The organism is Blastocatellia bacterium (genome assembly GCA_035573895.1).
Classification (GTDB): Bacteria; Acidobacteriota; Blastocatellia; order HR10; family HR10; genus DATLZR01.
The window spans coordinates 22,249-34,490 of sequence record DATLZR010000131.1 but is presented as its reverse complement, the minus strand read 5'-3'; the positions used below and the strand labels follow the sequence as shown (position 1 = coordinate 34,490).

The following is a 12,242-nucleotide window of genomic DNA, read 5'->3' as shown; positions in this document are numbered from 1 at the left end:
CCCGCCGATAACCCCTATTCATCATGCCGAGAATTCGATCCGACCCCGATTGCGGCGGCAGGTGCACCCAGTTACACAGGTTCGGGTAGTCTTCAATGGCTTGCACGATCTCCCGGTTGAAGTCCTTGGGATGAGACGTTGTGAATTTGATTCGGGGCAGTCCGGACTTCTCAGCCAGCATGCGGAGAAGTTCAGCAAAAGTCATTCGCTCCCCGTCCTCCCGCCGGCGACTCAGTCCATAGCTGTTTACATTCTGCCCGAGCAGGCACACCTCCTTATAGCCCATATCCCGCAAGGCCCGAAGCTCACCAAGAATCTTTTCCGGAGAGCGACTCCGTTCGCGTCCTCTGGTAAAGGGAACGATACAAAACGAACAGAACTTGTCGCAGCCCTCCATGATCGTCACAAACGCACTGTGGCGACGCGTCCGCTCCCAGGGAGCGATTTCGACAAACTCCGGGATGTTTTCGGTCTTGACGTCCGCGCGTGGCTCGCCGTCAACTGAAAGTACCATCTCCGGAAGAACCTTGAGCTTCTGCGTGCCGACGACGAGCCGCACTCCAGGAAGTCGTTCGAGCAACGCCCCACCATGTGCTTGAGCCATACACCCCATGATCCCCACAACAGCCTCTTTCTTAGCGCGCCGGATCTGGTGCACCCGAGTATAAACCTTTTCCTCGGGCTTCTCCCGGACCATGCAGGTGTTAATAAGGACGATATCAGCCTCTCCCAGATCATCCGTCGGTTCCAGGCCCAGCCGTCGCAAAAGCGCCGCAGCAGCCTCCGAATCGAGAGCGTTCATCTGGCAGCCGTAGGTTTCAATGTAGAATTTTTTGCTCATGTCGGCTCGCCGACATTCCTCCTAATACCCATGAAATCATAAACTTATTGGAACCCTCAGACCGTCCTGAGCAGTTCGCGCGCATGGCGGCGCGTGATCTCCGTCACCCGCTCGCCCGCCAGCATCCGGGCCAGTTCCGTCACCCGCTCCTCCTGACTCAATCGGTCTACCTGGACCTCCGTCCCGCGCTTCGGATCCACTTCCTTCCGGACACGGTAATGGACATCGGCAAACTTCGCAATCTGCGGAAGATGCGTGACGCAAAAGACTTGATGCGTCGCCGCCAACTGCTTCAGACGCTGACCCACTAACTCAGCCACGCGCCCGCCAATACCCGCATCAATCTCATCGAAGATCAGCGTACGTGGTCCAACCATCCGCCCCCCAATGACTTTCAGCGCTAACATCAAACGAGACAGCTCTCCCCCCGAGACCACTCTCCCCAAAGGCTTGAGCGATTCCCCGACATTTGTTGCGACGAGAAACTCGACCCTCTCCAGCCCCTCGACCGAGGGAATCACTTCCACCGGATGAAAGGCAACATCAAACCGAATCTGCTCCATCGCCAACTGGCGCACCTCCGATCGAATCGCCCGCTCCAACTGGCGGGCGGCGCGATGGCGCGCCTCACGCAGTTGCTCAGCCGCCCTCAAATAGTCGCGCTCAATCTTCTCGACTTCCCTCTCCAGCTCCTCCTTCTGTACGTCGCTCAACAGGAGTCGTTCACGCTCGCGCTTCATCGCTTCCAGGGATGACAGAACATCCTCCAGCGTAGGACCATACTTCCTCTTCAGTCGTTCGAGTTCCGCCAGTCGAGCCTCCACTTCATCCAGCCGGCCCGCAGCAAAGTCAAGCGACCCAATATACTCCCGGATGAAGTAGGCGACGTCCTCAACAACAGCCTGAACTCGTTCCAATTCCTGTTCCACCTGACGGAATTGAGCATCTACCTCGGCTACCTGCTGGAGCCATTTCTTCACGCGCCCGAGCCGCCGGAGAACCGACTCATCGCTCTCATACAGAGCGGCATAAGAATCCGAGGTGAGCTGATAGACCCTTTCCGCATTCACGAGCAGTCGTCGCTCCTTCTGTAACTCTTCATCCTCACCAGCCCGAGGTTTCGCCTTCTCGATCTCCGCAATCTGAAAGTCATAAACATCCAGCATCCGCAGCCTTTCGGCCTCGCTGGTGCGCAACCGATCCAGCTCCGAGCGCAGCTGCCAGTACCGCTCGGCCAGATCGCGCACGTGCTCGCTCAAGGCTTCCACCCCAGCATAGGCATCCAGAAGAGCAGCCTGTGTGCGGGGAACGAGTAACGTCTGCGACTCCCCCTGCCCGTGAATGTCAACCAGTCGGGGCCGAATCTCCTTCAAGAACGCGAGCGAAACGAGTCGCTCGTTCACAAAAGCCCGACTCCTGCCCGACGCATAAATCTCTCGCCGAATGATGATCTCTCCTCCCGGGAGCTCCAAACCGGCGGCGCGGCAGATTTCCTCCACCCCGCTCGCTTCAATGATAAATAGCCCCTCGATAGTCGCTCGTTCCTCTCCACTGCGCACTAGGTCGGAACTTGAGCGATCACCAAATAGGAGAGAAACGGCATCAACGATGATTGACTTGCCCGAACCCGTTTCTCCGGTCAGGAGGTTTAGTCCCCCCTCGAACTCCAGGTCGAGGTTTCGGATCACCGCCAGGTTCGAGATCTTCAGGAACTTCAGCATCGCCCCCAAGTGTATCACAAACCCCTGAGCCTGTCATCCGTCTTTTTCACTTCCGCCAATCACCGATCCTTACGAACATTGTGAGGTGAACGTCTACCCCAGGCGGACGGAGATGATTGACACACCCCAGTGGCACCGCTAAAATGACCCTCTGAGTCAAGAAGTTGAGCGGTCGCAGCGGAGACCAAAGATGACAGTCATTATTCAAAGCTCAACGGAACATCTCGTTCGTCTGATCGCTCATGCATCGCTGCCCTCCCTCGTCATCATGGGTCTTCTTCTTGCACTCTCGATCGTCTCCTGGGCCATCATCATCAGCAAATATCAGATGATCCGACACGCTCTGCGCGAATCTCACGAGTTTCTCACCGCCGTCGCCGACCTTTCTAACACCCGCGAAGCACTTCGAGCATCCCGCCGCTTTCCTCGTAGTCCCCTGGCTGCTCTTTATCTGGCTAGTCATACTGAGCTGTCACGGTCGGAGGAACTTCCAGAGGGTGAGGCTGTAGCTCGGGCCACAGTCCTAGAACGCACGCTGAGAAAGACAGCACTAGCCTCCGTAAGTCAGCTCGAAGCGGGTATTCCCTGGCTCGCTTCCATCGGAACGACTGCCCCTTTCATTGGACTTTTCGGAACTGTTGTCGGGATCATCATGGCCTTCGAGGGACTCTCGTCGAGCGTCCAACCCTCGATCGAAACCGTTGCCCCCGCGATCGCTGAGGCGCTGGCGGCCACTGCTCTGGGACTATTTGCCGCCGTGCCCGCTTATTTCGCCCACAACTATTTCGTCGCCCGGCTTCGCTCACTTTCGGCGCTGACGGAGCAATTCATGCTTGAACTCCTGGCCCGCGCCGAGCGGTCTCCCATGCCCTATGGCCTTATCCGATCTTCATCATCATAACCGGGGCCTCACAACCCTCTCCGAGATCAATGTGACGCCCCTCGTTGACGTCATGCTCGTATTGCTGGTCATCTTCATGATTACGGCGCCGCTCTTGCAGACGGGAATTCGCGTGACACTTCCCAAAACAAAGACGGTCGAAGCTCAGCCCCCACCCAGCCGCGCCATCATCATCACCATTGATCAGCAGGGGAACATCTATCTCGGCACAGCCGGAAGAATGGGACATGATGCCATACCCGTTGATGATCTACCGGCCCGGCTCACCGAGCGCCTCTCTCAATCCAGCGACAAGCGTGTTTTCATTCGGGGTGATGGAGAAACCCCCTACCGTATTATCGCCTACGTCCTGAGTCTCTGCCGATCGGCGGGAGCCAGCGTCAATCTCGTGACCGAGCCACTCAAGTGATCATGAGGATCGCCGGCCCATCGCAACTTCACATCAACGACATCTACGGTCGGTCGCTCCTCATCTCGGTGCTCGCTCATGCGCTTTTGCTCTGTCTGCTGGTGGGTATCTCGCGCTGGCGATCTCCGCGCAACGAGACCTTCATAGCTGTTGCCGGAGAGGGAACCACGGGAGGAGCTGTGGCCATCGGTATCGTCTCCCCCTCAGAGGTTCCCTCGGTTGCACCGTCCGAAGCGGCACTTGAGGCTCGTAAGCAGTTAATGCACCAGAGTGGGGGGCCGAGCGCAGGAAAAGAGGACATCGCTCTCGAGACGCCCCCGCGCTCACCTGTCTCACAACCAACCGAAAAACCTGTTGCACCGGCTCCGCGACTCTTCTCTCCGCCTCGGATTGGGACACCATCTGCCGCAACGGGTGGCTCCCCGACGGCCCCTTTTGGGCTGCGAGGAGGGATTGGAATCGGAGAAGGATTCGGCAGCCAGGGGATTCCCGGTGGATCCGATTACGGCCGTCGTTTGCAACAAGCGCTTATGAGCTATTATCGCTATGCACCTTCTCACTCCGGGAACTCACGGTTTGTCGTCGTGCGCGTGAGATTTGATCGGACGGGCAGGGTTCTTTCGATCGTGAATGGTCGTCTCGACCCCCTGGCGTTCGTCACCCGGAGCGGCAATCCCGTGATCGATGCCCGTGTCGAAGCTGCCTTGCTCGAGTTAAACCGAAATCCCATTCCCTTTCCCGGGGATTTCCTTCCGGGAATTCGTGAAGCTTTCGCCGAGATATATTTCCAGTACTGATGATGTGGGGATTCCGCTTTGAACGACGACAGGTTGGCATCGCGCTGCTCGGTATGGCTGCGCTGATCCCGCCATCCCAAGGCGTGGGGCAGCAACCGCTGAAGCAGGAAATTGGCAAAATCATCGTCACACCCGGAAGCGGGCCGTCCCTGGCGGTCGCCGATTTTGCTCCGCGAACCGAGAGAGCAGAATCGGCGGCGGCAACGATCAGTCAGGTCTTGTTTGACGATCTTACATTTGCTGCCGTCGCCCACGTCGTCGGTCGGAGCCTCTATCCCAATCAGAAACCGGCCGACCCTTCACAGGTGGATTTCGCTCGCTGGAGCAGCGATCCCACACGGGCTGATTATCTGGTTTTCGGCAACGTTGCCGCCGATCCCCAAGAGCTTATCGTCGAGGCTTATCTCTACGACGTGCCGGCCCGCACCAAGATCCTTTCTGTTCAGCATCGGGGGTCACGCGATCAAGCCCGGCGGATCGCTCATCGCGTGGCTGACGAAATCGTCAAGGCCCTCACCGGCAGACCAGGCATCGCCACCAGCCAGATTGCCTTTGTCTCAGGATCCGGCCGGCGCAGTGAAATTTACCTCATGGACTATGACGGAGCCTCGATTCGCCCATTGACACAGGAAGGATCGCTCGCCTTGTTGCCCGCATGGTCTCCGGATGGGCAGAAGATCGCCTATGTCTCCTTTGCCACCGGGGTACCCAACATTCGCATTCGTTCGGTCAGGGATGGATCCCTTATCCCCTTCCCTCACTTCAGTCAGGGCACGACCCTGTCACCCGTCTTTTCTCCCGATGGACGGTGGATCGCCTTTTGTTCGAGCAAAGACAGTAACAGCACGCAGCTCTATGTTGCATCCAGCGATGGAAAGACGATCCGCCAGCTCACCGATGAGCCGTCAGTGATTCACTCGTCGCCCCGCTGGAATCCTCGAACCGGTCGGGAAATCGCCTTCATCTCAAATCGTAGCGGGACTCCACAGATTTACGTCATTGACGCCGATGGAACCAACCTCCGCCGACTCCTGGATCGCGGAGGTTCGGCAGATTCTCCCGCCTGGTCCCCGGATGGACGCTATATCGCTTTCGCCTGGCGTCCGCCGGAGGCGGCGACATTCGACATCTTTCTTCTCGATGTGGCGACCCGTGAGATCCTCCAGCTCACCGATGGCGTTGGGAACAACGAGAGTCCGACCTGGTCTCCCGATGGTCGCCACCTCGCTTTTCAATCAGACCGGACAGGTCGGTCCGAGATCTACATCATGCACATTGACGGAACGGGCATAAAACAAATCACGACCTCCGGTGGACGACTACCGGCATGGTCACCATAACCTTTCCTGGGGGGACATCATGAAAAAGAGCGTCTTGTTGTGCCTTGCTGCCGTTGCCATTCTGGGGTCAGCGTGCCGTCCCCAAGTCTCATTGACCGCGTCAAAGGAACGAATCAATCAGGGTGAGGAGGTCGAATTAACCTGGACATCAAAGCATGCGCGAACGGTCACCCTGAACAACCAACCCGTTGCAAAGTCGGGATCAACGCGGGTCGCTCCACGCGAAACGACAACTTTTGAACTCGTGGGCAAGCGCGGCTCGCGCGAAGCGAGAGCAACGGCCCGCGTCGAGGTGATCCCTCCGCCACCCCGTCCAACGATCACATTGTCAGTGGAGCCCTCGGTCATCGAACGAGGCCGAAGCGCAACACTCCGCTGGCAGAGCGAACACGCTAACTCCGTCGAAATTTCCGGGATCGGCCCGGTCGAAGTCAGTGGGAGTCGGAGTGTCTCGCCCTCTCAGTCAACGACGTATTCGGCCATCGCACGAGGACCCGGCGGGGAGGCATCGGCCAGCGCACGGCTGACTGTCACCGAACCTCCTCCGCCCCCGCCACCTCCGCCGCCGCCTCCACCCCCACGCAACATCCCGGAGGAGTTCGCCGCTGCCGTCCACGTCGTCTACTTCGCCTTCGATAGCGCGGAACTTGATGAAGAAGCACAGGCCCGACTCCGCCGGGCCGCCGATTGGCTCTCCCGGTCGGAGAACAGAACAATAATTTTCCGAATAGAAGGACACTGCGACGAACGCGGGACGGAAGAATATAATCTGGCCCTGGGCGACCGACGTGCTAACGCCGTCAAGGAGTTCCTCATGAGCCTGGGAATCGCCGCCGAACGGATTCAGACGATCAGCTTCGGCGAAACTCGACCGGCGGATCCCGGCCACGACGAGCGAGCCTGGGCATTGAACCGACGGGCGGAGTTCATCTACATAGAAGGGGGTGAGAGAACTCCACGGCGATGATCAATCGGACCTGGCTCGCGGACGGGATCGCCTGTAGCCACCGCATAGCGTAAGGACAAAGCCGGGAGGCTCGCCATCGGGGATGGGAGCCTCTCCGGCGTGCTCGCGGTCGAGCGATGAAACCGCTTGTCAAGGTCCCGCTTGTTCCGCTAGAGTTGACGAAGAAGAGAAGGCGGAGGAGCCGAGGGCGCTGATTCACACATTAATGCGCCCCAAGGAGGGGAGTTACACGCCATGAGCGTGATCCCCGACCTCGCCGCCGTGGAGGGACGAAGAGATATGAACACGAGAACTCTTGGCTTCTGGTTGGCACTGGCCTTGATCTCTGTGGGTGCGGTGGCCAGCCCGTCACCCGTTGGTAAAAAGGAGATCGAGGCGATCGAAAAACTCCAGGCGGAAGTCATCGTCCTGCAACGCCATATTCGCGATCTCCAGACATCGGTTGATCGGAGCAATGGACAACTCCTGGCCCTTATCAGCCAGATCAATGATACGGTTGCTGTCCTTAATCACACCCTCGGCACTGTTCAACAATCGCTCAGCGATACCCAGGCTAAAGTGACGGGAAACTTCAACACGGTCAACTCACAGTTCCTCGCTCTGGAGACGAACCTCCGGTCTGCTACGGAAAAAATCGCCCAGGTGAGCGACCAGATCGCGGGGTTGAGAGAAACGATCGCCGAGTGGCAGCGCCAGTCACCGACTCGAATAGATCCCACCGATCCCGTTCAGCTTTTCAGCGCCGCCTACGGAGACTACCTCCGGGGTCATTACGAGCTTGCCATCGCTCAGTTTCAACAGTTCATCGAGCGCTTCCCGTCTTTGGAGACGACCGACGACGCCCAGTACTGGATCGGCGAATGTCACTACGGACAGGGCCGCTACGACCAAGCCATCATCGAGTTCGATCGCCTCATCGGAAGTTTCCCGCAGAGCAACAAACTTGCGGCAGCCCGATTGAAAAAAGCCCTCGCCCTACTCGAACTCAAGCGTGAGGCCGAAGCCATCGCTGAACTCAGAATCCTGGCTAAAGGAGGAACCAACCAACCCGAGACCCTCGCCGCCCGACAGCGCCTGGAACAGATGGGCGTACCGGTCGAGGAGCCTCAAGCCCGACCCCGCCAAACTCGACCGAGGAGAAGACCATGAGCTTCCATGATGCGCCCGAGGCACTGAGGGTTTCAGCTCCTTAATTCCTTTGCAAAGAGGAGGTCCCTATGTCGTTCAACAAAATCATAATTGTCGGTAACCTGGGACGTGATCCCGAACTCCGCTACACCCCTCAGGGAATCCCCGTGTGCAGTTTTTCCGTGGCCACTAATGAGCGTCGAAGAGACGCTGCTGGGGAATTTCAGGATAAGACGACCTGGTTCCGCGTGACCACATGGCGAAGGCTCGCGGAACTCGCTCACCAGTACCTCAAAAAGGGGAGCCTGGTCTACATCGAGGGACGTTTGAGCCTGAACGAGTTTACAGCTCGCGATGGAACCATACGTTCGTCGCTTGAAGTCCAGGCAACCGACATGCGCTTTCTTGACCGACGGGCCCCTGAACCCGCGGAAGAAACAGAGGAAGAACCACTCGTTCCGCCACCACCGGGCGATGCAGTAACTGACGATGATGTTCCATTCTAGTTCAAGATCATACGGTGAGAGGAAAACCTGAAGGACTGTTATAGAGAAAATACCTTAAGGCATGGCTCACACTGGAACGACCCTAAGGTGATACTCTCCTCTGAGGCGTTACCTCATCAAGTGGACCAGGCCTTCCGCTAGGTTAACTGTCCGGATAGATAGGTTGAGGAGCTGCTTGAGAAGAAACCACGATGAAGTGAATTCTTTCAGACCTCGCCTGAACGCTCGATGACCGCGCCAATGGCCTTCCCTTAGTGCCTGAGGCGCGGATCGAGAGTCGTACTGCCGCCGCCGTGAGTCTCGCTCGAAGCCAAGCTGATGGAATCCTCGGACGTGAAGCTCCCGTCCGTGGCCTGAACGATAATTCGACCACCGGCTAGACTGGCCAGGTCAAGATCAGTGCTCTGCCCGCTGAGGCCCGACATGAGCAGGACTCGTTCACCCTCCCGTTCGTAATAGAGCGAGTAGCTCAGAGGCCGACCGGTTGGATTCACAACTTCCCATTCGCACCGGATGATCTGGTTGCGGGTCTCCCTCAGCCTTTGCACCGCGAGTCTGACATACGGCACACTTTTGCGGAATGGCTCCGAGTCCAGCCAGGAAGGTAACGGCATGTTCGTTGCGACGGTCCCAGTTGCAATCGTGCCTGGCATCGGTGAGACCCCGATGGTAATAATACCGCTGGGCTTTGAACTCTCCGGATCCCGCGCAGGCACCTCCACATGCCCTTTGTCGCCTTCTTCTTTCTGCGTTAACTTTCTCGCCATGTGTCCGGCTTCCCGCTCTTGAACCCTCGGCTTTCCCACTAAATGAACAGGTGCTATCGAGGCGATGCCCTGCCCTCGAACCGGGATGGTGACGGGTCCGTTGCTTGCATTCGTAGAGATTTCAACCACGTCGTTCACGGGGCCCAGTTCACGAGGCGAAAAAATAAGCGAAACCGTTACGCGAACTCCCGATCCAATTCGAGCTGGGAGGTTTGGTCCCCGTGCCACGACAAAAGCTCCCGTTCGACTGTGAATCCCTCTCAACTCCAACGGAACACTACCTCCATTGGTGACGGTGAAGGGGATCTCCCGACTCGTTTCCCCTACCGGGACCACACCAAAATCCGCCTCGGTACGGGATATCACAACACTCCGATCCGTCGGATCTACTTTCCTCCGAGCCTCCGCTTCGCTCGTCGAAGAGGTCGGAGCAACGTCAGCCCAGATGACCGATACTTTCAGGGGAGAAAGCAGGATCCACGTTTTCCAGGAACCGAGAGAGACGTAAACCCCGGCGGCAAGAATAACTGTTGCAGCCACGATCATGAACTGGAACTGTCGTCTCATCGCATCCACTCCCGATTGGTTTTAGCGATACGAGCACGCGCTCAACCCGATCTCGGACTTGCCGTACTATCTCTTCGCGCAACATCATGGCACGCTATAGTACGAAAGCACCAGGAAAAGTCAAGAACTAATTTCTTCACCCTTTTCTTCAACTTTCCTCCGCTGATGTACTCCGAGGGCAGGAGCTGTCCCTCAACACGTTAAGGAAATACGTGATGGGGGATGTCTATCTCACTGAGGACTAGTCAAGAGGCGCAATCTTACGAAGGCGAGTGAAGACGAAATTGCCTCCCTGCGCGCCTGACGGATCCCAACATATACGCCCGCACCACTTGAGGCCACGAGCACGCGGTCCGTATCAAACGGATCGAAACTCGCCATCCAGGCTCTTGACTTGGCCGTCACGGCATCAATCCGCTCCCATGTGCGACCTCGATCCCGGGAATAGTAAATTGCTCCCCGCCGATAGTCGCAAACCACCATCTCATCTGGTTGATCAGGCCGCACCCGGATCGAAACAATATCGGCTACCGGCAACCCGTCGCTGCACCTCTCCCAGTGTTTTCCTCCCGTATGAGAACGGAATAACCCAACAGGAGTCCCGATAAAGAGGAGTCCCTCGTCGGCGGGATGAGCGAATATCGCCTGGATGGCCCCGGCGGCAGGCGGAATATGCAATCGCTTCCATAGCTGACCTCGATCCCGACTCTCAAGAAGGATCGCGCTATCCGTTCCCACAAAGAGAGCGTCCGTTTCACTTGCGTGCAGCGAAGTGAAGCGAACTCCACTCCACGCAACAGTAATCCGCCGCCACGATTGATTTGTTTGATCGAAGAGGTAAAGCGCCCTCCGGGTGAGGGCCAGCAGATCTCCCTTCGACGTCTCGGCCACTTCGACGATGCTTTCCGCCTCCTTTCCCTTGACAGCCTCTGACTCCACCGACGGCATCCGACTCCATGTTAGACCCCGGTTTTCCGAGCGAAAGATTCCGCGTGGAGTCAGGGCATAGTAGACGTCTCCTCTCTTTCGGGATTGAAACAGCGATAAAATCTCCAGGAGCTCTCGTGCCGATGTCACCTCTGACCACGTGTAGCCACCATCCTCACTGAGAAACAACGGACTCGACAATCCCCGGCGCAACAGGCCGCAGTAAATCCGCCCACGGATTTCTCGATCTGCCACAACTACAGAAACCGTTCGATTTGAGAACCCTTCGTTGGACGTCTCAAAACGGTCGCGGCCGGGACGGAGCGCCAGAATGCCAGCATTTTCGGTAGCAATGAGAACTGTTGCGCCTGCGTCACCCGGGTCCCGGATCAACGCGATATCCTGGACGATTAACCGATCAGATGTTATCAGACTCCAAGTCGCTCCTCCGTCCGTTGTCCTCCAAAGCCCTTCGGTCGTCCCTGCATATACAACCCTCCGGTCTCCCTCATCCTGCGCCAGCGTCAGCGTCCGTCGGCTCCGCGACGGAACTCCGCTCACGCGCGACCACCTTCTGCCGGCTGTCACTGACTTGTAAATTCCCGTGCATGCTGTCAGGTAAACAACGTCCGGGTTGGAACCGTCAATGACGATGCTGAAGACATCCGAATCATCCACGATTCCAGTGTCTCGGCCTCCGGTTCGGAACCAGGTCCTTCCCCCGTCAACCGTCTTCCAGGGCAGATGCCATGTGCCCACGTAGATTATTTGTTCCGAACGAGGATCAACCGCCAGCGATTCGATATTACGTATTTCCGGGTGACCTTCGGGGGAGATCCTCTGCCATGTGCTTCCCCGATCACGACTCATCAACACGCCATCGAGCGTTCCCGCCACCAGGACATCGGGGCGTGTGGGGGACTGGGCCAGTGCCCGAACCGATTGACTGTGTAGCACAAGCTCCCATGTGACACCTCCGTCCCGGCTCCGGTAAATCCCCCCGCCGTTTTCATGGAAAAGCAACCACCCCGCCACATACAGCGTGTCAGGGTTCTCGATATCAATGAGAATCTCGCTCACGCAAAAGCCTGGCCGATTAAATCCCGTGACCAGCACCCAGCGTCGTCCCCCGTCTTCCGAACGAAATAATTGCCCGTCATTAGTTCCCACAAACACGCGGTTCGGTAGCCTGGGGTGAGCAGCCAACCGGCGGGCATCCCCGCCAAAGGGGCCTGTGAGCGTCCACTGCCACAACGGAGGTGAATCGCTTTCAGGAAAAGAGCTTCCCAACGAAAGAGGAGAAGCTAAAGCAGTCACTATCACCACAAGTAAGCTGCTGAGAATTCGCCGCCACATTGACCTCTTCCTCCA

General features: G+C 57.6%; 11 protein-coding genes. 7 read left to right on the top strand and 4 right to left on the bottom strand.

Annotation, left to right across the window (positions count from 1 at the left end):
• Both VNM72_11755 and recN read right to left on the bottom strand, forming a co-directional pair.
• The coding region (locus VNM72_11755; GenBank protein ID HXF06073.1) for a MiaB/RimO family radical SAM methylthiotransferase at positions 1-841 on the bottom strand (841 nt) is incomplete at its 3' end.
• Between the two features lie 56 nt (positions 842-897).
• Positions 898-2,562: a DNA repair protein RecN gene (recN, locus tag VNM72_11750; GenBank protein HXF06072.1), complete on the bottom strand. Its 1,665-nt coding sequence runs from the start codon at positions 2,560-2,562 to the stop codon at positions 898-900.
• A 190-nt stretch (positions 2,563-2,752) separates the two neighbouring features.
• On the opposite strand from recN, the gene VNM72_11745 reads away from it, so the two are divergent.
• The 7 genes from VNM72_11745 to ssb all read left to right on the top strand — a co-directional run bounded on the left by VNM72_11745 (position 2,753) and on the right by ssb (position 8,610).
• Positions 2,753-3,463: a MotA/TolQ/ExbB proton channel family protein gene (locus tag VNM72_11745; GenBank protein HXF06071.1), complete on the top strand. Its 711-nt coding sequence runs from the start codon at positions 2,753-2,755 to the stop codon at positions 3,461-3,463.
• Positions 3,435-3,872, top strand: a complete 438-nt coding sequence (locus tag VNM72_11740) for a biopolymer transporter ExbD (protein ID HXF06070.1) — start codon at positions 3,435-3,437, stop codon at positions 3,870-3,872. Before VNM72_11745 ends, VNM72_11740 begins: the two co-directional genes overlap by 29 nt.
• Before the next feature lie 2 nt (positions 3,873-3,874).
• Positions 3,875-4,669 carry a cell envelope integrity protein TolA gene (locus VNM72_11735; protein ID HXF06069.1) on the top strand — a complete coding sequence of 265 codons (795 nt, stop codon included), beginning with the start codon at positions 3,875-3,877 and terminating at the stop codon, positions 4,667-4,669.
• Complete coding sequence (locus VNM72_11730; GenBank protein ID HXF06068.1) at positions 4,669-6,009, top strand: DPP IV N-terminal domain-containing protein; 1,341 nt, start codon at positions 4,669-4,671, stop codon at positions 6,007-6,009. Before VNM72_11735 ends, VNM72_11730 begins: the two co-directional genes overlap by 1 nt.
• A 19-nt stretch (positions 6,010-6,028) precedes the next feature.
• Positions 6,029-6,976, top strand: a complete 948-nt coding sequence (gene pal, locus VNM72_11725; protein HXF06067.1) for a peptidoglycan-associated lipoprotein Pal — start codon at positions 6,029-6,031, stop codon at positions 6,974-6,976.
• 279 nt (positions 6,977-7,255) lie between these two features.
• Positions 7,256-8,125 carry a tetratricopeptide repeat protein gene (locus VNM72_11720; GenBank protein HXF06066.1) on the top strand — a complete coding sequence of 290 codons (870 nt, stop codon included), beginning with the start codon at positions 7,256-7,258 and terminating at the stop codon, positions 8,123-8,125.
• Positions 8,126-8,193: 68 nt separating this feature from the next.
• Positions 8,194-8,610, top strand: a complete 417-nt coding sequence (ssb, locus tag VNM72_11715; GenBank protein HXF06065.1) for a single-stranded DNA-binding protein — start codon at positions 8,194-8,196, stop codon at positions 8,608-8,610.
• Positions 8,611-8,861: 251 nt separating this feature from the next.
• On the opposite strand, the gene VNM72_11710 is transcribed toward ssb, so the two are convergent.
• Both VNM72_11710 and VNM72_11705 read right to left on the bottom strand, forming a co-directional pair.
• Entirely contained in the window at positions 8,862-9,944 is a 1,083-nt protein-coding gene (locus VNM72_11710) for a DUF1573 domain-containing protein (protein ID HXF06064.1), read from the bottom strand.
• 231 nt (positions 9,945-10,175) lie between these two features.
• On the bottom strand, positions 10,176-12,227 hold the full coding sequence (locus VNM72_11705) for a YCF48-related protein (GenBank protein HXF06063.1): 2,052 nt from the start codon (positions 12,225-12,227) through the stop codon (positions 10,176-10,178).
• Positions 12,228-12,242 lie beyond the last annotated feature (15 nt).